Origin of the sequence: Rhodococcus sp. NBC_00297, assembly GCF_036173065.1 — a bacterium.
In the GTDB taxonomy this organism is placed as follows: domain Bacteria; phylum Actinomycetota; class Actinomycetes; order Mycobacteriales; family Mycobacteriaceae; genus Rhodococcoides.
Genome location: NZ_CP108041.1, coordinates 2,571,704 through 2,593,275 on the forward strand (window position 1 = coordinate 2,571,704; position 21,572 = coordinate 2,593,275).

The 21,572-nt window shown below is 67.0% G+C and carries 20 protein-coding genes; 9 read left to right on the top strand and 11 right to left on the bottom strand.

Annotation, left to right across the window (positions count from 1 at the left end; all coding sequences use genetic code 11):
• Positions 1–15 precede the first annotated feature (15 nt).
• The gene (locus OG947_RS12285; protein ID WP_328811949.1) at positions 16–1,491 is read right to left on the bottom strand and encodes a mannitol dehydrogenase family protein; all 1,476 of its coding nucleotides are present in this window, start codon (positions 1,489–1,491) and stop codon (positions 16–18) included.
• On the bottom strand, positions 1,488–2,510 hold the full coding sequence (locus OG947_RS12290; RefSeq protein WP_328811950.1) for an NAD(P)-dependent alcohol dehydrogenase: 1,023 nt from the start codon (positions 2,508–2,510) through the stop codon (positions 1,488–1,490). The genes OG947_RS12285 and OG947_RS12290 overlap by 4 nt, the downstream gene beginning before the upstream one ends.
• Before the next feature lie 69 nt (positions 2,511–2,579).
• On the opposite strand from OG947_RS12290, the gene OG947_RS12295 reads away from it, so the two are divergent.
• The 7 genes from OG947_RS12295 to OG947_RS12325 all read left to right on the top strand — a co-directional run bounded on the left by OG947_RS12295 (position 2,580) and on the right by OG947_RS12325 (position 9,928).
• A complete protein-coding gene (locus tag OG947_RS12295) occupies positions 2,580–3,602 on the top strand; it encodes a sugar-binding transcriptional regulator (protein WP_328811951.1) in 1,023 nt (340 codons plus the stop codon).
• Between the two features lie 7 nt (positions 3,603–3,609).
• Positions 3,610–4,959: an ABC transporter substrate-binding protein gene (locus tag OG947_RS12300; protein ID WP_027506155.1), complete on the top strand. Its 1,350-nt coding sequence runs from the start codon at positions 3,610–3,612 to the stop codon at positions 4,957–4,959.
• A complete protein-coding gene (locus OG947_RS12305; protein WP_027506156.1) occupies positions 4,959–5,906 on the top strand; it encodes a carbohydrate ABC transporter permease in 948 nt (315 codons plus the stop codon). Before OG947_RS12300 ends, OG947_RS12305 begins: the two co-directional genes overlap by 1 nt.
• Complete coding sequence (locus tag OG947_RS12310; RefSeq protein WP_027506157.1) at positions 5,906–6,787, top strand: carbohydrate ABC transporter permease; 882 nt, start codon at positions 5,906–5,908, stop codon at positions 6,785–6,787. Before OG947_RS12305 ends, OG947_RS12310 begins: the two co-directional genes overlap by 1 nt.
• 11 nt (positions 6,788–6,798) lie before the next feature.
• Positions 6,799–7,911 carry an ABC transporter ATP-binding protein gene (locus OG947_RS12315; protein ID WP_027506158.1) on the top strand — a complete coding sequence of 371 codons (1,113 nt, stop codon included), beginning with the start codon at positions 6,799–6,801 and terminating at the stop codon, positions 7,909–7,911.
• Positions 7,912–8,112: 201 nt separating this feature from the next.
• Positions 8,113–8,661: a hypothetical protein gene (locus OG947_RS12320; protein ID WP_222632212.1), complete on the top strand. Its 549-nt coding sequence runs from the start codon at positions 8,113–8,115 to the stop codon at positions 8,659–8,661.
• A gap of 52 nt (positions 8,662–8,713) precedes the next feature.
• Positions 8,714–9,928 carry a low temperature requirement protein A gene (locus tag OG947_RS12325; protein WP_328811952.1) on the top strand — a complete coding sequence of 405 codons (1,215 nt, stop codon included), beginning with the start codon at positions 8,714–8,716 and terminating at the stop codon, positions 9,926–9,928.
• A gap of 8 nt (positions 9,929–9,936) precedes the next feature.
• Here OG947_RS12325 and OG947_RS12330 read toward each other — a convergent pair whose 3' ends face one another.
• The 4 genes from OG947_RS12330 to secA2 form a co-directional block, all read right to left on the bottom strand.
• Entirely contained in the window at positions 9,937–10,794 is an 858-nt protein-coding gene (locus tag OG947_RS12330; RefSeq protein ID WP_328811953.1) for an alpha/beta fold hydrolase, read from the bottom strand.
• Complete coding sequence (locus OG947_RS12335) at positions 10,791–11,396, bottom strand: TetR/AcrR family transcriptional regulator (RefSeq protein WP_328811954.1); 606 nt, start codon at positions 11,394–11,396, stop codon at positions 10,791–10,793. The genes OG947_RS12330 and OG947_RS12335 overlap by 4 nt, the downstream gene beginning before the upstream one ends.
• Positions 11,393–13,168 (bottom strand): N-acyl-D-amino-acid deacylase family protein, encoded by a 1,776-nt coding sequence (locus tag OG947_RS12340; RefSeq protein WP_027506161.1) that lies wholly within the window; start codon positions 13,166–13,168, stop codon positions 11,393–11,395. The genes OG947_RS12335 and OG947_RS12340 overlap by 4 nt, the downstream gene beginning before the upstream one ends.
• Positions 13,169–13,299: 131 nt before the next feature.
• Entirely contained in the window at positions 13,300–15,522 is a 2,223-nt protein-coding gene (gene secA2, locus OG947_RS12345; protein ID WP_328811956.1) for an accessory Sec system translocase SecA2, read from the bottom strand.
• Between the two features lie 606 nt (positions 15,523–16,128).
• Here secA2 and OG947_RS12350 point away from each other — a divergent pair.
• Positions 16,129–16,440 carry a hypothetical protein gene (locus OG947_RS12350; protein ID WP_328811957.1) on the top strand — a complete coding sequence of 104 codons (312 nt, stop codon included), beginning with the start codon at positions 16,129–16,131 and terminating at the stop codon, positions 16,438–16,440.
• 89 nt (positions 16,441–16,529) lie between these two features.
• On the opposite strand, the gene OG947_RS12355 is transcribed toward OG947_RS12350, so the two are convergent.
• From OG947_RS12355 to OG947_RS12365, 3 genes are all read right to left on the bottom strand, one after another.
• Complete coding sequence (locus OG947_RS12355) at positions 16,530–17,204, bottom strand: bleomycin resistance protein (RefSeq protein ID WP_328811958.1); 675 nt, start codon at positions 17,202–17,204, stop codon at positions 16,530–16,532.
• On the bottom strand, positions 17,201–18,001 hold the full coding sequence (locus OG947_RS12360; protein WP_328811959.1) for an SDR family oxidoreductase: 801 nt from the start codon (positions 17,999–18,001) through the stop codon (positions 17,201–17,203). The genes OG947_RS12355 and OG947_RS12360 overlap by 4 nt, the downstream gene beginning before the upstream one ends.
• Positions 18,002–18,131: 130 nt before the next feature.
• Positions 18,132–18,590 (bottom strand): Lrp/AsnC family transcriptional regulator, encoded by a 459-nt coding sequence (locus tag OG947_RS12365; RefSeq protein WP_328811960.1) that lies wholly within the window; start codon positions 18,588–18,590, stop codon positions 18,132–18,134.
• Positions 18,591–18,683: 93 nt separating this feature from the next.
• Between OG947_RS12365 and OG947_RS12370 the strand changes: the two genes are divergently transcribed.
• The gene (locus OG947_RS12370) at positions 18,684–19,103 is read left to right on the top strand and encodes a rhodanese-like domain-containing protein (protein WP_222646355.1); all 420 of its coding nucleotides are present in this window, start codon (positions 18,684–18,686) and stop codon (positions 19,101–19,103) included.
• Here OG947_RS12370 and OG947_RS12375 read toward each other — a convergent pair.
• Complete coding sequence (locus OG947_RS12375; protein WP_328811961.1) at positions 19,084–19,890, bottom strand: alpha/beta fold hydrolase; 807 nt, start codon at positions 19,888–19,890, stop codon at positions 19,084–19,086. The two genes, OG947_RS12370 and OG947_RS12375, sit on opposite strands and share 20 nt — an antisense overlap.
• Before the next feature lie 26 nt (positions 19,891–19,916).
• A complete protein-coding gene (locus OG947_RS12380; RefSeq protein WP_328811962.1) occupies positions 19,917–21,533 on the bottom strand; it encodes an ABC-F family ATP-binding cassette domain-containing protein in 1,617 nt (538 codons plus the stop codon).
• Positions 21,534–21,572: the final 39 nt, after the last annotated feature.

Here is a 21,572-nt window from a genome sequence, read left to right on the forward strand (position 1 = left end):
CAAGGCTCACGGGCGTCAGCGCACCGACGACTCCACGGTGGCGCGGGCTCCGCGAGTGTGCAGGGAGTCGAGAGCCGACGTGTAGGCGTCGACGAAGCGCGGATCGTCCACCAGATCCCCGAACAACTCCCGGTTCCGCACGAACGCGAGGGGGTCGTCGCGCTGCTGCCGAGCCAGCGGGGTCAGCGTGTCCTTCAGACGGTCGACGATCTCGATGGGCTCACCCTGCTCGTCGACACCCTCGGCGTAGCGCGCCCAGCTCGCGATCACCGTGGCGGACAGTGCGACCGGCCCTCCGGACCCGAGGTTCGTGCGCACCACCGGGACCAGCCACTTCGGGATCCGGTCCGACGACTCGGCGCAGAGCCGGGCCACGGTGTCCCGGATCTCCGGATTGGAGAAGCGCTCGATCAGCGTCTTCTTGTACTCGGCCAGGTCGATTCCGGGAACCGGTTGCAGCGTGGGAGTGGCTTCCTCGTCCATGTAGCGCAACAGGAACTCGGCGAACAGTGCGTCCTGCGTGACGTCGTGCACGAGCCGGTAGCCACTGAGGTATCCGACGTAGCAGAGGGCCTGATGGCTCGCGTTGAGCAGTCGCAGCTTCATCAGCTCGTACGGTGTGACGTCGTCGACGACCTGCACGCCCACGTCCTCGAACGGCGGCCGGCCGAGGGTGAAGTGATCCTCCAGCGCCCACTGGGTGAACGGCTCCGCGGCCACGGGCCACTGGTCCACGAGGTCGTACCGTGAGGCGAGCTGGTCGACGACGTCGGGTGTGGTGACGGGCGTGATGCGGTCGACCATGGAGTTGGGGAACTGCGCGGTGTCCGTGATCCACTGTGCCAGTGCGGGATCCTTCAGGCGGGCGAACGCGGTGAAGGTCGATCGGGCGATGTGTCCGTTGCCCTCGATGTTGTCGCACGACATGATGGTGAACGGCGCGAGCCCGCGATCCTTCCGGCGGGACAACGCCTCGCACACCAGTCCGAAGGTCGTGCCCGGTACCGCATCGGGTGCCAGATCCGCTCGCACAGCCGGGTTCTCGGCGTCGAACTCGCCCGTGGTGGCCGAGAAGTTGTAGCCGCCCTCGGTGACGGTGAGAGAGACGATGCGGGTGTCGGCGTGGGCGAGCTTCTCGATCACCGCCTCGGGATCGTCCGGCGCGAAGAGGTACTCGGTGATGGATCCGATGACCGAAGTGTCCCACGAGCCGTCGGAGTGCCGCAGTGCCAGGGTGTAGAGACAGTCCTGGGCGTCCATGACGTCCTTCATACGGCGATCACCCGGCAGCACGCCCACGGCGCAGATGCCCCAGCTCGACGCGGACTCGAAGTCGGTGCGGAGCAGCCGGTCCACGTACATCGCCTGGTGCGCACGGTGGAAGCCGCCGACGCCGAAGTGGACGATCCCGGTGGTGATCGCCGAGCGGTCGTACCGTGGCACGTCCACGTCGTCGGGAAGCTGGGCGAGGGTGGCAGCGGACAGCTTCACGAGAGGGTCTCCTGACTGGGTGTCACGGTGACGACAGCCTTGATGCTGCCGTCGGTGCGGTCGTGATTCAGTGCGTCCTCGACATGATCGAGGTCGAACCGACCCGTCACCATGGTGTCGAGCTCGACTCGTCCGGTGCGGACGAGTTCCAGTGCGGTGGGCCAGGTGTCGGCATAGCGGAAGACGCCGGTGACCCACAGTTCCCGGTTCTGGATCACCGACACGGGTATCGGGTACTCGTCTCCGCCCATGCCCACGAGCACCACTCTGCCCGCAGGGCGCACGGCGCGCATCCCGTCCTGCACTGCGCGGGGTGCACCCGACGCGTCGACGAACGCGTCGACGTCGAGGTCGTGCACCGACTCGTCCGCCGGGTCGATCACGCGGGTCGCCCCGTACCGGGTGGCGTTGGCGCGGCGGTCGGCCGAGATGTCCGACACGACGATCTCCGTGGCGCCGAAGGCGCGTGCGACCTGCGCCGTGAGCACTCCGACCGGCCCGGCGCCCGCGATCAACACTCGCGAGCCGCCGGTGATCCCGCCCTTGCGTGCGGTCGCGATGGCCACCGACAGGGGCTCGAAGAGGGCCGCGGCGTCGTCGGACACGGCGTCGGGGACGTCGTGCGCGAACGTGGATCCGATGGTCACGTACTCACAGAGGGCACCGTCCACGGGAGGGGTCGCATAGAACTCCATGTGGGGGCACAGGTTGTAGTGGCCCGATCGGGTCTCGCGACTGTCGGGATCGGGTCGTTGCGGCTCGATGGACACTCGCGACCCGACTCGCCGAGGGGAGACGCCGTCACCGACGGCGACGATCACACCCGACGCCTCGTGGCCCAGAACGAGCGGCGACTCGACGACGAAGTCGCCGATGCGACCCTCGCGGTAGTAGTGCGCATCCGAGCCGCAGACTCCGACGGATGCCACCCGGACGAGGACGTCACCTGCGTTCGGCGTCGGTACAGGTCGCGTCTGCGTCTCGATGTGTCCCGGTTCGGTGAGAACTGCGGCACGCATGGAATCGACTGTTGTGTGGATCACACCTGGATGTTAGCTTAAGTGAGCAGATGAACACCAGGTGAGCAGATGCTCACCTCGACGACCGGGAGCGACATCGTGACGACGCCGAGTTCGAGCGACGAGCTGAGGCTCGCGCTGCGTGCGGCGACGATGTACCACGTCGAGGGCGCGACCCAGGCGGAGATCGCCACCAAGCTCGGAGTCTCCCGTCCCACGGCAGGTCGACTCGTCGCTCGGGCTCGGGCGAACGGGCTCGTGCGCATCGAGATCCACGTGCCCGAGGAGATCAGCGGATCGGTGCACACCGATCTCGAACGTCGACTCGAGGAGCGGTACGGCCTGGACGAGGCGCTGGTGGTCACGTCGACCATCGACGACGCCGGCGGTCGGTACGACGCGGTGGGGCGCGCCGCGGCGGGCATCCTCACCCGGCGCATGCAGCCTGCTCACACACTCGGTTTCACGTGGGGGCCGGAGACGGTCGCGGTGGCGCAGTCGCTCCAGGGACGCGGCAGCCGCTGCGCCCGCGTGGTGCAGCTGGACGGATCCATGAGCACCGCGGACTACCAGACCGGTGTCGACTTCGTCCTCACCCGCTGCGCCGAGCAACTGCAGGCGACGCCGATGCGGCTCAACGCCCCTCTCTACGCCGATCCGGCGACAGTCGTCGCGCTGCAACAGGACTCGCTGATGTCCAAAGCACTCGACGCCGGACGCACCGCGGATCTCATGTTCTTCGGACTGGGCCCGGTGTCGACGTCGACGACGCTGTTCGAGGGGAGCTTCCTCGACGCCGACCTCCTGTCCGAACTCGATCGACTCGGTGCGGTCGGTGAGATCGGCGGTCGGTTCTTCGACTCCGACGGCGCCGACGTCGACAGCTCACTGACCGACCGCACGGTCTCGGTGCCGCTGGACGACATCCGGAACTGCGCCACCACGCTCCTCATCTCCGGCGGTGCGCGCAAGCACGCCGCGATCCGGGCCGCTCTGCGCGGCCGTCTCGCCACCGTCCTGGTGACCGATATCGCCTGTGCTCTGGACCTTCTCGACGAGCACGGCAGCAACCCCATGAAGGAATCGAGGTAGTACCGACGTGACATCACGATTCGTCCCACTCGCCGCCCTCGCCGCAGCCACCGTGCTGACGGCGAGCGGCTGCGCGGGCGCGGGATCGTTCGGAGGTGACGGTGGCGGCACGACCATCACCGTGGCCATCGTCTCCAACTCGCAGATGTCCGACGCGATCTCGCTCGCACCGGAGTTCGAGGCCGAGAACCCGGGTGTGAACCTGAAGTTCGTCTCGCTGTCCGAGAACGAGGCGCGCGCGAAGATCACGGCGTCGGTGGCCACGGGCGGTGGTGAGTTCGACGTGGTGATGATCAGCAACTACGAGACGCCGCAATGGGCCGAGAACGGGTGGCTCACCAATCTGTCCGAGTACGCGCAGGCCACACCGGGATACGACGAGGACGATTTCATCCCGTCTCTCAAGGAGTCGCTGTCCTACGAGGGAAGCATGTACTCGGTGCCGTTCTACGGTGAGTCGTCCTTCCTCATGTACCGCAAGGACCTGATGGAGGAAGCAGGCATCACGATGCCGGCCGAGCCCACCTGGGACCAGGTGGCCGAGGCCGCCGCGACACTCGACCGTCCGGGCATGTCCGGCATCTGCCTGCGTGGCAAGCCCGGCTGGGGCGAGGTGCTCGCGCCCCTCGACACCGTCATCAACGCCTTCGGCGGCCGGTGGTACGACGAGAACTGGAACGCGCAACTCGACAGTCCGCAGGTCGAGGAAGCCGTGCAGTTCTACGTCGACCTGGTCCGGTCGCACGGACAGGCCGGCGCGGCGACGAGCGGCTTCAGCGAGTGCGGAACGCAACTCGCACAGGGCAACACGGCCATGTGGTACGACGCCACCTCGGCGGTGTCGGTGCTCGAGGACCCCACGTCGAGCAATGTCGTCGGCAAGATCGGGTACGCCAAGGCCCCGTCGGCGGCCAAGGGCGACAACGGGTGGCTGTACTCCTGGTCGCTCGGCATCCCGACGACGTCGGAGAGCCCGGACGACGCCTGGAAGTTCGTGTCGTGGATGACGAACAAGGAGTACCTGAAGAAGGTCGGCACCGAGCTCGGCTGGGAGCGGGTGCCACCGGGAAGCCGGTTGTCCACCTACGAGATCCCGGAGTACAAGGAGGCGTCGGCCGCCTTCGGTCAGGTCACGCTCGACTCGATAAACAATGCCGATCCGCTGAACCCGACGGTCGATCCGGTGCCGTACACCGGCGTCCAGTTCCTCACCATCCCCGAGTTCCAGGATCTCGGCACTCGGGTCAGTCAGCAGATCAGCGCCGCCGTGGCAGGACAGATCAGCGTCCAGGACGCGCTCGCTCAAGCGCAGCAGTACGCCGAGGTGGTCGGCAAGACGTATCAGGAGGATCAGTGATGACCACGACCGAAGTCGGCTCGGCGAGATCCGAGACGCCGTTCGTTCCTCGCGAACGGGTGATCTCGAAGGCGGAGGGGTGGCGGCGCCGCGGTCCCCTGCTGCCGGCCATGGTCTTCGCGATCGTCGTCACGCAGATCCCGTTCCTGTTCACGCTGTACTACTCGACGCAGTCGTGGAACCTGGTGCGCCCCGGATCGCGGGAGTTCAACGGTCTGAACAACTACGTGGACGTGTTCCGGGACAGCCAGTTCCGCTCGGTCGCGTTCAACACGGTGATCATGATCGTGGGCACGGTGATCATCTCGGTGGCGCTGGGCCTGGTGCTCGCACTGCTGCTGGACCGTAAGTTCATCGGCCGCAGTCTGATCCGCACCCTGCTGATCACTCCGTTCCTCATCACCCCGGTCGCCGGTGCACTGATCTGGAAGACCACCATGTTCGACCCGGTGTTCGGCCTCATCAACTTCGTGCTCAGCCCGTTCGGGGTCGACCAGATCGACTGGGTCTCGCGGTTCCCGCTCGCCGCGGTCATGACCAACCTCGTCTGGCAGTGGACCCCCTTCATGATGCTGCTCATCCTGGCGGGACTGCAGTCGATGCCGAAGGACATCGCGGAGGCGGCGCGGGTGGACGGCGCCGGGCCCGTCGCACTGTTCCGCGAGTTGACGTTGCCGCATCTGCGACGCTTCATCGAGCTCGGAGCGGTCCTCGGCGCCATCTACCTCATCAACACCTTCGACGCCGTCTACATGATGACGTCCGGCGGCCCGGGTGTGGCGTCGTCGAACCTGCCGTTCTACATCTATCAACGAGCGTTCCTCGGCTTCGACATCGGCCAGGCCGCGGCCATGGGCGTCGTCACCGTGGTGGCCACCATCGTCGTCAGCACACTGGCGCTGCGACTGATCTTCACGAGCTTCAGCGGGAAAGAGGAGGCTGCCTGATGAGTACCACCACCGAGCGGAGCGCCGGCAGCGGAACTCCGAGCGTCACCGCGCCGATCACACGCAAGAAGCGATGGGGGCCCGGATCGATCTGGTCCTTCGTCGCCTGGGTCGCCGGCATCGCCTTCTTCTTCCCGGTCCTGTGGATGGTCATCACCGGGTTCAAGCAGGAAGCCGATGCGTACACCGCGACGCCGAAGATCTTCTTCACCCCGACCCTCGACCAGTACCGCGGCGTTCTCGAGAGCGGCATCGGCACCACGCTGCTCAACTCGGCCTTCGCGACCGTCGTGTCCACGATTCTCGTTCTGCTGCTGGGTGTCCCGGCTGCATTCGCCCTGTCGCTGCGTCCCGTGAAGAAGACGCAGGACGTGCTCTTCTTCTTCATCTCGACGAAGATGCTGCCGGTCGTGGCGGCCATCGTGCCGCTGTACGTCATCGTCGGCGACATCGGTCTGCTCGACAACATCTGGGCGCTCATCATCCTGTACACGGCGATGAATCTGCCGATCGCGGTGTGGATGATGCGGTCGTTCTTCCTCGAGGTCCCGAGCGAGTTGCTCGAGGCCGCGAGCATGGACGGTGCCTCGCTGTGGACATCGGTGCGGGAGGTCATCCTGCCGCTGGTCTCGCCCGGCATCGCGGCCACGTCGCTGATCTGTGTGATCTTCTCGTGGAACGAGTTCTTCTTCGCCGTCAACCTCACCGCCGTTCAGGCACAGACGATTCCGGTCTACCTCGTCGGCTTCATCACCGGGCAGGGCCTGTACTGGGCCCAGCTCTCCGCCGCTGCGACGTTCGCAGCCCTCCCCGTCGTCCTCGCCGGATGGTTCGCGCAGAACAAGCTCGTGCGCGGCCTGTCCTTCGGCGCCATCAAGTAGGAGAAAGAACCATGGCTGCAATCTCGTACAAGCAAGCGTCCTGCATCTACGACGGCGCCGACAAGCTGGCGGTGGACTCGCTCGACCTCGACATCCAGGACGGCGAGTTCGTCGTCCTGGTCGGCCCGTCGGGCTCCGGGAAATCCACCGCGCTGCGGATGCTCGCCGGTCTCGAGGAGATCGACGGCGGTGCCATCGAGATCGGCGGGAAGAACATGGTCGGTGTGCCGTCCAAGGACCGCGACATCGCGATGGTGTTCCAGAACTACGCGCTCTACCCCAACAAGACCGTCGGCGAGAACATGGGCTTCGCGCTCAAGATGCGCGGGGTCAGCCTCGAGAAGCGTCAGGCCCGCGTCGCCGAGGCGGCCCGACTCCTCGACCTCACCGAGTACCTGGATCGCAAGCCCGGCAAGCTCTCCGGCGGTCAGCGGCAGCGCGTCGCCATGGGCCGCGCGATCGTCCGTGAGCCCCAGGTGTTCTGCATGGACGAGCCGCTGTCGAACCTCGACGCCAAACTGCGGGTACAGACACGCACGCAGATCGCCGCGCTGCAGCGTCGGCTGGGGACGACCACCGTGTACGTCACCCACGACCAGGTCGAGGCCATGACGATGGGCGACCGCGTCGCGATCCTCAAGGACGGCAAGCTGCAGCAGTTCGCCGCGCCGACCGAGCTCTACGACCACCCGGTCAACGCCTTCGTGGCCGGATTCATCGGCTCGCCGGCGATGAACCTGTTCACGGTGCCCGTCGTGTCCGGCGGCCTGAAGGTCGGTGAGCGCACCGTCCCCCTCGAGCGCGACCAGCTCACCGCCATCGCCGCCGCGGGACTCGACGAGGTGACCCTCGGCCTGCGTCCAGAACAGCTCGCGATCGGCTCCGCGGACGACGACGGACTGCTGGTCACCGTCGACCTCGTGGAGGAACTGGGCAACGAGAGCTACCTCTACGCCAGCTTCGACGACACCCGGATCCGCGCCTCGGACGGCACACCGGCCACGATCGTGGCACGCTCTCCCAGGAGGGCACCCGCGCGGATCGGCGAGAAAGTCACGCTGACCAAGCAGGAGGGCACCGCGTACCTGTTCCACCCGACCTCGGGGGAGCGGATCGGGGCCTGAGCAGCAGGGGGCAAGACTCGGGTGTGGGAACGTGCCGGGAAGACCGTTCCCACACCCGTCCACCGTCGCGGGACCTCGCATGTGAGCGTGCGGCCACAGGATCGCCGGTGATTCTGGGTCGACGTCCTGGACCGGTCGACACGTTTCAGCGCACGGCACGAGGGTAGTTCGAGGCACTCGCTCTCGACACAGGAGATTCTCATGGCCCGTGCCACCCTTGCCCACCTGCTCCACGATGTCGGACTCGCGGCCTGGTTCGGCGGAACCCTCGCCAATGCCGTCGCACTGAACGAGGCGTCGTCGAACGCCGACACCGCCGCCTCCACCGGGGCTGTCACCAACGAGGGATGGGATCGGTGGACGCCGGTCAACGCCGCGGCCATCGGTGTCCATCTCGCCGGTGCGACAGCACTGCTGAAGAACGACTACGGACGTCTGAAGGCGCAGGACGGCGTCGCCTCGATGGCCGTCGCCAAGACCGCGCTCACGGCGGCAGCACTGGCGGTCACCGCGTACAGCCGCGTTCTGGGACAGACGGTCTCGAAGGAAGGTGCGGTACCCGCCTCTGACGGGACCACGCCCACCGCGTCCACGCCACCGCACGTGGCGGCCGCGCAGAAGAAACTCCAGGCACTGCAGTGGGTCGTCCCCGCGTTGGCCGGCGGAGTGGTCGCCATCTCCGCGTACGCGAGCGAGCAGTTCCGTCCCGAGGAAGTGGCGCGGGGCGTAGTGTCGCGCATCATCGGCTGATCGCCCGATCCGCGAGGTCTGTCCGATTCGCAACCTGCAGGGTGGTGATGACGTGGCAACGACACCGGACGGCGACACCGATGCGGGAGCCGACCAGCGCACTCCGCTGGTGCAACCGCCGAAGCTGCGGACCGAGGCCGATCGCGGCGCGACCCGGTTGGAGCTGTTCTTCGACCTCGCCTACGTGCTGGTCGTGCACCAACTCGCACTCGCACTGAAGGACGACCTTCGCTGGCAGGGCATCGCCGAGTTCGCGGGAATCTTCGCCGTCACGTGGTGGTCCTGGGTGACCACCACGTTGTACGCCAACAGGTTCGACACGAACGACGTCCTGTACCGATTGCTGAAACTCGCCGCCACCTTCGCCGTGGCGGTGATGGCCGCCAGTGCCGCGACGGCGGTGGGCGGCGACGGGACCGTCGCCTTCGGAGCCGGGTACATCGCGACGCGGGTGATTCTCGCCGGTCTGTATCTTCGCGCACGGCGGCATATCCCCGACGTCCGCGTCACGATCGATCTGTACCTCGCGGCCACCGGCGTCAGTATCGTGATCTGGACGGTCTCGCTGCTCACCCCGTCACCGATCACCTACCTGCTGTGGGCGGTGGGAATCATGGTGGAGGCCGCGGCGCCGTTCGCCGCGACCCACTGGGGACCGGATGTTCCGCTGCACCTCGAGCATCTGCCGGAGAGGTTCGGGCTCTTCGTCATTCTCGTTCTCGGTGAGTCGATCTCGGCTGTGGTGCTCGGGATGCACGACACCCACTGGATGTTCTCGTCCGTCGCCGTCGCGGCACTCGGATTCACGATCGCTGCAGCCGTGTGGTGGATGTACTTCGACATCGGCGGCGCGGAGGCCAAGACGGAGATCCAGGACGACGAGCGGGTGGTGGGCAGTGGGCGTGCCGACGGGTACGTCTACGGGCACCTCCCTCTCACCCTGGGTGTCGCTCTCCTCGGCGTCGGGATCCAGCAGTACGTCCTGCATCCCGTCGGCGAACTGACCGATGCCGGGCGCTGGGCCCTGTCCGGTGGGGTGGCGCTGTTCGTCGTCGGGATCTGCGCCGTTCTCGGCTGGAGTTCCGGCGACTGGAAAACGGTGTTCCCGTGGCCGGCGCTGGCCATTCCCGTCGTCGTCGTGCTGGGTCTCGTCGACACCAGGCTCCCGATCGCCTCGGCCATCGTCCTCGCTGTCGGCGCGATCACGGCCGTCGTCACCGGGGTGATCCGTCGGCGCCGCAGTCCGGTCGACACGACCGAGACCTGACGCCGGGGCTATCGGTCCCGGCCGGCGTGGTCGAGCAGCACGTCCGCCGCGTCTCCCGGGTGACTCCAGGGCCACCAGTGCTTCGCGTCGACCTCCAGGACGGTCAGGTCGGGGACCCAGCGGTCGACGTCCTGGACCAGATCGGGGGAGAGGAAGCGATCCTTCAGCGGAACCACGACGAGTGTGGGTACGTCGCACCGCGGTGGTGGCCCGGACAGCATGCGCCGAATGATGTTGGCGCGGTAGAGCTCGACACCGCGCTGCATGTTCAGCGGATCCGCGGCGGGAGCGGGGTCCGCGGGACCGGCCTGGACGAACAGAGTCGGAACGTACTTTCCCAGGACCGGCACGTGGAAGCCCCAGATGTACCACGACCGGGCGAGCTGACCGAGCACCGACGGCCACTGGGTGGGCCGCAGTCCGCGCCGACGCGACGTCTCGCGGAGGTGGTCGATGCTGGGACCGGAGACGGAGGTGAACGATCCGAACACCTCGGCGGCGCGGGGATCGCGCATCGGCTCCCACATCTGCACCGAACCCCAGTCGTGGGCGAAGGCGTGGACCGCTCCGCGGAGATCGGGGATCGACTCGACCACCGCATAGGTGTCGTCGGCCAGGCGTTCGATGGCGAACGACTCGGATCGTTCCGGGTGCTCGACGACGGTGCGGCCACCACCGCGCGTGTCGTAGGCGATGACGCGGGCGCGATCACCGATGGCGTCGATCATCGGGTGAAACATGGTGTGGTCGTCCGGATACCCGTGCACGAGCAGCACCGTCGTGTCCGACTCCGGATCGCCGTACTCGAACACGGCCAGTGCGGCACCCGTCGAGTGAGCGGTCCACCTGCTGTGCAGCTCGGTCATCCTGCCTCGCTCCTTCTGTACAGCGACTCTCCTCGGAGCAGTCGCGCGACGAGGTGCAGCCGCACCTCGTCCTGCTCGGGCTGCGGATGCACCACGGCGGAGAGGGCTTCCCCGTCGAGGAGGTGTACCACCGTGAAGAGCACCGTATCGAGTTCCGCCGCGGGAATCGTGCCCGCGATCGGCAGCGAGCGTCCGAGGTCCCCGATCTCCTGGTGGTAGCGCACGGTGAACGGAACGAGACGCTCCCGCAGTGCATCGTCACTCCGGGCGGCGATGAGCAGCTCGTACCAGGCACCGTTGATCGGCGCCCGGCACGCGGCGCGCAGCAACGTCAGGCAGCGCTCGACGGACGCCGAGCCGAAGCCGGACAGCCCGGCGCGGAACTCCTCGAACTGGCGCCTCCGGACCTCGTCCGCCGCGGCCACGACGAGATCGAGACGGGTGGCGAAGTGCCGGAAGAGCGCACCCGACGACACTCCCGCGCGGGTCACCACCTCGTTGACCGTCGTGGCGGCGTAACCCTTCTCGCACAGCGACGCGATGGTCGCGTCGAGGAGTCGCGCGATGGTGTCGGTGCGGCGCTCTTCCTGCGTTCGTCTCACACGGACACGGTAGTGGCCGCAGGTGTCCTCACGCCCGCTCGCAGGAATCGGCCCGCCCGCTCGGACACCCCGAACCAGGAGGCGAATCGGCCCTCGCGATACGCGACTCGTCCGCCGACGAGCGTCGCGGTGACCGCGGTGTCGTTACGGTTGACCATGCGGCTGAGACCCCCGAATTCCGGCATCGTCTCCTCGTTGTACGCGTCGACCTCGTCCGTCAGGCCGGCGGGATTCACCACGACGATGTCGGCGCGATCGCCGAGACGCAGGTGGCCGGCGTCGACGCCGTAGAAGTCGGCGAGCTCGCCGCTGAGCTTGTGAGCCGCCTGGCCGACCGTCAGGAACGACTCGCGGGCGTCGTTCACGCGCCGGAGCAGGCGGATGCCGAAGTTGTAGAACGCCATGTTGCGCAGATGCGCCCCGGCATCGGAGAACCCCACCGTCACACCGGGCTTCGTGATCAGCTTGTCCATCTGCTTCTGGCGATGATTGGCGATGGTGGTGTGCCAGCGTAGTTTCCGGCCGTGCTCGACCACCAGGTCGAGGAAGGCGTCGACGACGTGGATCCCCTGCTCCCGTGCCAACTCTGCGATGTTCTTGCCGATGACGGACGAGTCGGGGCATTCGGTGATGATGACGTCGCCGAAGTCTCGGTGCCACACACGGGAGGAGAACTTCTTCTCGAAGTCGGCGCGGAACCAGCGTCGATACGCCTCGTCCTTCAGCAGTTCGTTGCGGCCGAGCTCCTCACGAAGGTGCAGAGCTGCTCTGCCGGAACCGAATTCCTCGAAGACGACCAGGTCGATTCCGTCGGAGTAGACGTCGAACGTCGTGGGCAGGTGCTGCCAGCGGAACTGACCCTTGCCCGGTCCGTTCACCGCAGCGGCCAGCGGACCGAAGATGTGGTGGATCCACGGCGAGGCCTTGGCGTCGGCGGCGGCCAGCAGCGAGACCTTCAGTGCGCGTCGGCCGATGCCCGTCGCGGCGCCGAGGAAGAACACCATGTCGTACTTGGTGTTCAGGTTCGGAATGCTCTGCAGCAGACGGCCGCGGCGACGCAGGATCTTGTGCAGGCGGCGGAACTCCGACCACGACGCGTAGGACGACGGCAGCGAGCGCGAGCGGTATCGATCCCCGTCCAGCTTGTCCCAGGGATTGGTCATCGTGGACATGCCGAGCATGCCCGCGTCGAGTGCCTTCTCGAGAGCGTCCGCCATCTGCGCCGTCTCCTCGCGCGTCGGTCGCTGGGAGCGGTCGGTCGACCGGTCGAGTCCCATGACGTGGGCGCGCAGGTCCGAGTGCCCCACCAGCGCAGCGATGTTCGGTCCGAGCGGGAGGCGCTCGAGCGCGGCGATGTACTCCTCCGGGCCCGACCAGGTCTTGTGCGTGTCGACGGCCTTGAGCACGTGATCGCGGGGGAGGGCCTCGACGCGGCTGAACAGGTCGGCGATGTCGACGGGAGTGGAGTACAGGGTGGAGAGCGAACAGTTGCCGAGCAGCACCGTCGTCACGCCGTGGCGCACCGACTCGCTCAGGCCCGGCCCCACCAGGACCTCCGCGTCGTAATGAGTGTGCACGTCGACGAATCCCGGCATGACCCACTGGCCGGTGGCGTCGATGACCTCGGTGTCCGGTCCGACGTCGAGCGCGTCCGAGGACACGGCACGGACCACGCCGTCGACGATGCCGACATCGCGGCGAACTCCCGGCCCACCATCTCCGTCGAAGACGGTCCCGCCGCTGATCACCACATCGAAGTGCGACTCGTTCATGTGACCTCCATCACTGTGCGATGGGCTCACCGTAACTTAGAGAGTGATCACTCGCAATAGTGGGACTTCGTCCCCCGTGCGCCTTTTGCGCATCTCCGGATACGCAAAGGGCGCACGGGGCCGAAGGCTACTCAGAACGCGAGTGGACGGTGCGACTCGCGAACATAGGTCCAGGTCGAAGACGGACGCACCAGCCCCGCCGACTCGAGGTCCACGCCGTCGTCGGTGATCGTCGAGGTCAGGAAGGTGCGGTCGGACTCCTCGAGGGCACGGGACTGCACCTCGGCGAACGCCTCGATCGCGATGCGGTGGTACTCGTCGAGCGGGTTCTGTCGGCCGAGTGCCCGGAGATGAATGCTCTCGCGGACATCGCCGAGGTGCGCCAGGTAGTCGGACCACGCGCGGTCGAGATGGTGGAGAACGATGCGCCGGGCGGCGCGTACGCGGGCGTCGGAGTCGACGGCCTCCAGTTCCGCGGCACGCTCGGGATTACGGGTGGCCAGCAGGTCCCACGCTTCGTCGGTGCCGAGCAGCGCGGCCCGACGCGTGTCGAGAATGTCGCGGTGCTGGGCAGTCAGCTGGTTGTACCGCCACGTGGACGCGTGGGTGTCGAGCATCGCGCCCTCCGCGACGCGCTGCGCGTGGTCGATGCGCTTGGCCGCGACCTCCGACTCGAGGAAGCCCGTGTCGTCGGGGTGGCCGGGGCGATCGCTCTTCTCCAGGTAGCGCGTCACGAGCGAGTCGTCCCAGCTGGCGAAGAACACGGAGCGGCCCGGATCACCCTGTCGCCCGGCGCGTCCCCGTAGCTGGTTGTCGAGGCGCTCGGTGACGTACCGCGCGGTGCCGATCACGAGAAGGCCGCCGAGGTCGGTCACGCCGTCGCCGAGCCTGATGTCGGTGCCGCGGCCGGCGATCTGCGTCGAGACGGTCACCGCATCGCGCAGTCCGGCGCGCGCGATGATCTCGGCCTCCTCCGCGTCGTTCTTCGCGTTGAGGGCGACCACCGGCACTCCGGCGTCCTCGAGCCGGGCGGCCAGCGATTCGGACTCCTCGACGTCGTGCGTCCCCACGAGCACGGGCTGCCCCGTGGCGTGGGCTTCCAGCACTGCAGCGACGACGGCCGCGTTCTTCTCGGGAGCGGTGGCGTACACGCGGTCGACCTCGTCGACGCGGACGAGCGGCTCGTTCGGCTCGACCACCGACACCCCGAGGCCGTAGAACGCCCGAAGCTGTTCTCCTGCTGCGAGAGCCGTTCCGGTCATTCCGCACACGCGGCGGTACCGACCCATCAGGGCCTGCACGGTGATGGTGTCGAGGACCTGCCCAGTCTCCGTGCGCGCCAGGCCTTCCTTCGCTTCGACCGCGGCCTGGAGACCGTCCGGCCAACGCTGCAGCTCCGCGACACGGCCGCGGGCGGCGTTGACCAGCTGTACCCGACCGTCCCGCACGATGTAGTCGACATCCCTGCGTACCAACACCTCTGCGTGCAGGGTGAGATTGACGCGCACCAACGTGGTGCCGACGTGCTCCTCGCTGTACAGATCGATCCCGCCCAGTGCGTCCTCGAGCTTCTCGGCCCCGGCATCGGTCAGGAACACGTTGCGACGCTCGGCGTCGACCTCCCAGTCGGTGTCCGCGTCGAGGGATCGGACGGCGTCGAGCACGTCGTCGGCCGACACGTCCTGATCGATCGAACCGGCGAGAACCAAGGGCACCAGAGCTTCGTCGACGAGCACCGAGTCGGCCTCGTCGACGACGGCGACGTCCGCGGTCGGGGAGACGAGCAATTCGACATCGTCCACCAGATGATCGCGCAGCACGTCGAAGCCCACCTCGTTGACCGAGGCGTAAGTGACATCGCACCCGTAGGCAGCGCGCCGCTCGTCCGCCGTCGACTCCGCCGTGATCCACCCGACCGTGACTCCGAGCGCGTCGTACAACGGGCCCATCCACTCGGCGTCGCGTCGCGCGAGGAAGTCGTTGACCGACACCACGTGCACGTCCCGGCCCTGCAGCACGTAGGCGGCGGCCGCGACGGCGCCGGAGAGCGTCTTCCCTTCGCCCGTCGCCATCTCGATCACGTCGCCCTCCAGTAGCCGTACGGCTCCGTAGAGCTGAGTGTCGAAGGGGCGCAGGGACAACGCACGATCGGACGCCTCGCGCGCGAGCGCGAGGAACGCGGGCACGTCGAAGGAACCGGCTCCGCGCAGACCGTCGGCCGCGGCACGCAGACCGTCCGCGTCGAGGTCGCGGTAGCGGTCCTCGAGCGCTCGGGCGGCATCCACGGCACCTCGCGACCGCGCATGCCCCTTCGCGACCGAACGACCGAGCAGGGACCAGAACCGTGACGCCATGATCGCCAGGCTACCGACGGGCCCGTAGGTGCGGCCGCAAGCCGTGTGCACACCCCCAGCGGTGAGCGCACACGGTCTGCGGCCGGTGGGGAGGGGTGTGCGGTTACCGGAAGGGGTGCACGCTCTCGTCGCCGTGCCGCTGCGCGTCCGATTCTGGCGCGGCAACCGGTGTGCACACCCTCAGTGTCAAGCGCGCACCCTCTGCTGCCGGCGGGTGGGGGTGTGCGGTCACCGGAAAGGGTGCACACACCCGGTGCTGCAGAATTGGGCGCAGTGTCGCTGCGCGTCCGATTCTGGCGCGGCAACCGGTGTGCAAACCCCCTGCGTCAAGCGCACACCCTCTGATGCTGGCGGGTAGGGGTGTGCGGTTATCGAAAGCGGTGCACACTCTCGGCGGCGAGCGCCGTGATGACGCGGACCACGTCGCCGGTCCATTGGATGATCTCGCGTATCGCCGCGACCGGGAGGCTGGTGCTCGTACTGCACTCCTTCGGAAACTGGAGATATGTTCGCCTTCCCTGCTCACGACGAGGTCACGTGTGAAGATATCGGTGGTGGTTGGTGTCGATGTAGGACGCATGAGGTCGAGACTTCCGGGGGGAAGCAATGAAGAAGAAGCCTTCGTTCCTGCGCATCTGGAGACGTTCCGCCCTGGTGGTAGTACTGGCGGGATACTCGCTGTACGCCATCGTGCTGATCGCCGTGAACGTGTACTTCGTGTTCACGGATGACAATCCTGACCAGAGTGTGGTGGGCGCGCTGGTCACGATACCCAGATCTCTCCTTGTCGGGTTGGCATTGTGCACGATGTACCTGCTCACGCTGGGATTGATACCGGCACTTGTCTTTACGCTCCTGGTTGCCTGCGTCTGGTACCAGTGGGACCGGCGCACACCTAGAACCACGCCCTGGGATTAGTGCCGACAATGGTTTTGCGACATAACAGCACTTCAGGACTACTATCGCCGCGTTGTGACCGTTCGCTCGTATCCGTCGCAGAAAAGCTGTCAGTGCCCTTTCGAAGTGAAGCGCAGATAGTAACCATCTGTATCGGTGACCCTGAAATCTCTCAACCCCCAGGGTCGATCTCGGATCGGCTCGGCGATCGTCACACCCACTGACACTGCAGCAGCCCACTCCGCGTCGATATCGTCTACTTCGATGACCAGCTCGGTTCCGGTGGGCACAGACCTCGAAGACGCATCCACGTCGCTGGTTGTTCGACATAAGCCGAAGCGAACTCCATCGCGTCGTACGAAGGCGTATGGCTCATCGACATCAACGTCACCGGTCTCGAAACCCAGTAATCTATAGAACGCCAGGGACTTCGATACGTCCCGTACGAACAATTCGGCCCGTAAGGCCGCCCCGGTTCGGCGCAACGGGGGGCTCCCGGAAGGAGACGCGGGCGTTTGCCTCACACTGGCCGATCGTTCGCGACCCGAACCACCGTACTCGAGGAGTTCGACGGTGGCGGTGACCACCGATACATGTAGGCCGTCGTCCAAGTGGACGATCGAATGCGACACTGATTGCACCGCCTCGAAGTTGCTCTCCCACAATGCGATGGCGAAGGTTGCCTCGTGATTGCTCAACTCGGAATGCAGGTCGGACAGCGACGAGAACGGCCCGAGTTCGAGGGTGTAGATGTTCACCACGTTATCCGCGTTCGAATCGCTCATCGCCGGAAGCCCCCTTCGGAATTGATGACTTGGCCCGTGATCCAGGCTGCTTCGTCCGTGCACAACCACGTGACGAGGCGGGCCGCATCGTCGGGGCTTCCCACGCGCCCTCCGGCGAAGCGGTGCTCGAGTTCCGACACCGCAGACTCGGTGAGATACCCGGTATCAACGGGGCCCGGGTTGACCGCGTTGATGCGGATTCCCCGGCCCCCCACCTGATCGGCCAAAGTGGCAGTGACGCCGACCAGACCGGCCTTCGCGGCCGCGTAGGCCACCTCGCCGGGCATGGGTCCGAGATTCTGCCCCGACGTCATGAACACGACCGATGCGAGCTGTCCCGCTCGATGTTGCGCCAGAAGTGCCTGGGCCAGGAGGATCGACGTTCGTGTGTTCACCGCCCGATGCCGGTCCAGGTCGTCGGCTGTCAGTTCGCCGAGCGCACCGTCGAATCCCGACAATGCTTGGTTGCACACCAGGGCGTCGATACCACCGAATGCCGAGTGAGCTGTCGCGATCAGCTGCTCCGGCGCCCCTGGATCAGCGAGGTCCGCCTCGAGATCGACCACTCGGGCCCCGTCGGTCAGATGACCGCGCACGCTGTCCATCACCGCACCGATGTCGTCCGCACCCCACGGCTGTTGCTCGTCGTGCTGCGAGAAGTGGTGGCAAAGGACGTTCGCTCCGTACGCTGCCGCTCGGCACGCGACGGCGTGACCGATACCGGCACGGCGACTCACCCCGGTGACCACCACCGTTCGACCGCGAAGCGGCGACGGGTCGCGCCCAACATCGAACACGAGGCCAGTAGACCACAAGGGTCAGGTTGCTTCGAGCCTGTTGATGCTGGAACGCAACGACGCGCACACGGCATGCGCAGCCGGTACTCCTCCGTCGACACTGCCGAAGGTCCAGGCCACCGACAGGCAATCACGCAGGAGTGATGCGCCGACTGGGGAGTGGGCTCGAGTACACGACGTTAGTGGTGATGGAGCCGAGGGTGGCGAGCCGGCCGGTGACGCGTTCGAGATCCCGCATCGAGCGGGCGAGGACCTTGATGATGAAGCAGTCGTCACCCGTGACGTGATGCGCCTCGATGATCTCCGGGGTGGACGCCACCAGTGCGTCGAACGGACCGTAATTACCCGACGGGTACGCCAGGCGGACGAACGCCGAGACCGTGTAGCCGAGAGCCCCGGTGTCGACAGTGACGGAGTAGCCGGTGATGACGCCGATGTCGGTCAGGCGACGGACACGGTCGGCCGTCGCACTCGACGACAGGTTTACCACTCGGGCCAGATGTGCAACGCTCGCGCGCCCGTCACTCTGCAGCTCGTCCAGCAGTCGCCGGTCGATCTCGTCGACTTCGGGGTGTGGATTACGCGGCACAAAGAAAACGATACCGGCCGATCGACGCCGGATCGTGCGATCAGCCGGTGATCATCACTTCTCCCAGTCGCCCGAACAGGATTGGCTGAGGTCATGCAACAGACACCGTCCGCCGCCGACTTCTTCGCCGCGAAACTGAGGTTCGAGACAGATCCCGCCGATCTCGCCGCCGAGCGATCCCGCGGTGCGGGGCCGCTGCTCATCGACGTTCGTTCGGACGCGTCCTGGAGTGCGGGACGCATTCCCGGAGCGGTGCACATCGTCGGGGCCGATCTGGGCACGCGCATCGCCGAGGTGGAGCCGGATCGCGACGCCGACATCGTCGTCTACTGCTGGGGACCGGGATGCAACGGCAGCACCCGAGCGGCCCTGACGCTCAGTCGCCTCGGCTACTCCCGCGTGCGGGAGCTGATCGGGGGATTCGAGTACTGGGCACGGGAAGGTTTCGCCGTCGTGTCCGACACCGGCCGTACACGGCGAGCACCCGATCCGCTCACCGCTCCGACGACGTGACCTCACTCAGCCACCTGGACACGAGTTCGACGGCCTCCGGCGCGGCCACGGCCGTCGCGTGGTCGTACCCGCGGAGCTCTTCGTACTCGGCGCCAGCGATCAGCGATCGGGTGCGACGGGTGTCGTCGATACGCTGGACGTCGCGGGAGCCGACGTAGAACAGTGTCGGCGCCGTGATGGCGCGGACGGCGTCGTCGGCGATACCGGGATCGTCGTCCGATGCCCGGAAGTAGGCGGCCAACGCTTCGGAGTCGTTGCGCAGGAACGCGGCTCGGGTGCCAGAGTCGACCGGGAAGCCGCGGCGGTTCGCCCACTCGTCGACGAACCCGTCCATTCCCCGTTCGGCGAGGACGTCGGCGCTGCCGTCGAAGAACAGGCTGTCCAGCGCGCCCTTCTGCGGCCCCGATCCGGCTCCGCCCACGACGAGTGATGCGACACGCTGGGGAGTGCGGGTGACCAGATTGAGGCCGGACCGACCGCCGAACGAGTAGCCGACGTAGTGCGCGGCGGACACGTCCGCCGCGTCCAGGACGGCGACCAGATCCTCGCTGACACGGTCCATCGAGTAGGCCTCGACGTCGCGAGGAGCCTCGCTCCGGCCATGTCCACGCTGGTCCACGAGGATCAGGCGGTACCGGTCGCGTAGCGCACGGACGTAGCCGAAGGTGCGCCAGATCTGGTGCGACAACAGGCTGCCGTGCACCAGCATCACCGGCGGGCCGGTGGGGTCACCCGTCACCGACCAGGCGATGCGGGTGCCGTCCACCGGGTTCGTCGCGAAGTCCACGGTGCCATGGTCGCAGGTGGGCGATCTCAGGTGGACGTCGAGGTGAGCCCGTCGGCGGTCAGATCGACCCGCCGCGTGATCCCCAGCGCATCGAGGAACGCCTCGTCGTGGCTGACCACGATCAGGGCTCCCCGATACGACGACAGCGCCGTGCTCAGGTGCGTCCTCGACGCGACATCCAGGTTGTTCGTCGGTTCGTCGAGAATGAGCAGCTGCGGAGCCGGATCGGCCAGCAGCAGCATCGCCAGTGCCGCCCGCACCCGCTCCCCGCCCGACAGCGTGCGCACCACCGCGTCTGCGCGCCGACCGCGGAAGAGGAAGCGAGCGAGCCGAGTTCGGACGTCGGTGATCGACGTGTCCGGTGCCGCGCGGCGGACGTTCTCCACCACGGACGCATCGTCGTCGAACACGTCGAGGGATTGCGGCAGCACCGCGGTCGGCACCGACGGCGCCAGAGATCGCAGGAGAGTCGTCTTGCCGACTCCGTTGTCCCCGACGAGCGCGATGCGTTCCGGGCCCATGATCGTGAGTTCGACCGTCCTGTCCGGGTACCGACCGTCCAGATCGAGCAGCATCTCGCCCGTCGACGCCACCGACTTCGACGCGTGCACCGCCGTCTCGGGCAGATCCACCACGATCTCGGTGTCGTCACGAATCATCTCGTGCGCCTCGTCGGCGCGGGCGCGGGCATCCGCCACGCGGTCCTCGTGTCCGATGCGGTACTTGGCAGCCGACTCCTGTGCGGCGCTGCGCCGGTTGTGGGCGACGATCTTCGGTACCCGCTTCTCGCGAGATGCCTTCTCTCCCATCCGTCGCCGGTGGGCCACGGTGGTCTGCGCCTCGACCAGATCCCGCTTCTGCCGGCGCAGATCCTGATCGGCCGACAGCGCCGCGGCCCGCGCCGCCTCCTGCTCGCCCTCCACGACGCTCCGGTAGTGCGTCCAGTTGCCGCCGAACATCCGGAGCGACGCGGGCGACGACCGTACCGAGTGGAGTTCGGCGATGTCGTCCATGGTGTCGAGCAGGCCCTGGTCGTGACTCGCGACGACGACGGCGCCGGAGAACTCGTCGAGTACTCGTCCCAGAGCGGAGCGAGCTCGTTGGTCCAGGTTGTTCGTCGGTTCGTCGAGAAGCAGGACGGAGGGCCGCCGGATCACCTGACCGACGAGTGCGACGAGCGTCGACTCGCCCCCCGACAGGGTTCTCATCGGTCGATCGAGATCTGCTGCCGTGCCCAGACTCTCGCCGACGCCGGCCGAGTCGAGCAACGCGAGAGTGCGCTCCTCGACGTCCCAGTCCGTACCGACGACGGTGAAGTCGTCGGGATCGGTGCTGCCGTGCTCGATGCGTGCCAGGGCCTGTCGGACGTCTCCGATGCCGAGGAGATCAGCGACGGTGTCCGAGACGTTCGTGACCACTTGCTGGGGAAGATGGCCGACGGTGCCGGTGACGCGTACGGACCCGCGCTGCGGTCGATACCGCCCGGTGATCAGGTGCAGCAGAGTGGATTTGCCCGCTCCGTTGGTGCCGACGAGGCCGGTCCGGCGCGGCATGAACGATGCGTCCAGGCCGTCGAGGACAGGCCGGCCGTCGGGCCAGGAGAAGGTGAGATCGGAGAGAACGACGGAGGGTGATACTGACATGGAGCACCTCGAGAGGAGTGTCGTGCCACCGCGACGTGC

Coding starts and splice junctions, on each gene's coding strand:
- OG947_RS12290 (WP_328811950.1), bottom strand. CDS start 2,510: ATGCGTGCCGCAGTTCTCACCGAACCGGGACACATCGAGACGCAGACG.
- OG947_RS12295 (WP_328811951.1), top strand. CDS start 2,580: ATGCTCACCTCGACGACCGGGAGCGACATCGTGACGACGCCGAGTTCG.
- OG947_RS12305 (WP_027506156.1), top strand. CDS start 4,959: ATGACCACGACCGAAGTCGGCTCGGCGAGATCCGAGACGCCGTTCGTT.
- OG947_RS12310 (WP_027506157.1), top strand. CDS start 5,906: ATGAGTACCACCACCGAGCGGAGCGCCGGCAGCGGAACTCCGAGCGTC.
- OG947_RS12315 (WP_027506158.1), top strand. CDS start 6,799: ATGGCTGCAATCTCGTACAAGCAAGCGTCCTGCATCTACGACGGCGCC.
- OG947_RS12320 (WP_222632212.1), top strand. CDS start 8,113: ATGGCCCGTGCCACCCTTGCCCACCTGCTCCACGATGTCGGACTCGCG.
- OG947_RS12330 (WP_328811953.1), bottom strand. CDS start 10,794: ATGACCGAGCTGCACAGCAGGTGGACCGCTCACTCGACGGGTGCCGCA.
- OG947_RS12340 (WP_027506161.1), bottom strand. CDS start 13,168: ATGAACGAGTCGCACTTCGATGTGGTGATCAGCGGCGGGACCGTCTTC.
- secA2 (WP_328811956.1), bottom strand. CDS start 15,522: ATGGCGTCACGGTTCTGGTCCCTGCTCGGTCGTTCGGTCGCGAAGGGG.
- OG947_RS12350 (WP_328811957.1), top strand. CDS start 16,129: ATGAAGAAGAAGCCTTCGTTCCTGCGCATCTGGAGACGTTCCGCCCTG.
- OG947_RS12355 (WP_328811958.1), bottom strand. CDS start 17,204: ATGAGCGATTCGAACGCGGATAACGTGGTGAACATCTACACCCTCGAA.
- OG947_RS12370 (WP_222646355.1), top strand. CDS start 18,684: ATGCAACAGACACCGTCCGCCGCCGACTTCTTCGCCGCGAAACTGAGG.
- OG947_RS12380 (WP_328811962.1), bottom strand. CDS start 21,533: ATGTCAGTATCACCCTCCGTCGTTCTCTCCGATCTCACCTTCTCCTGG.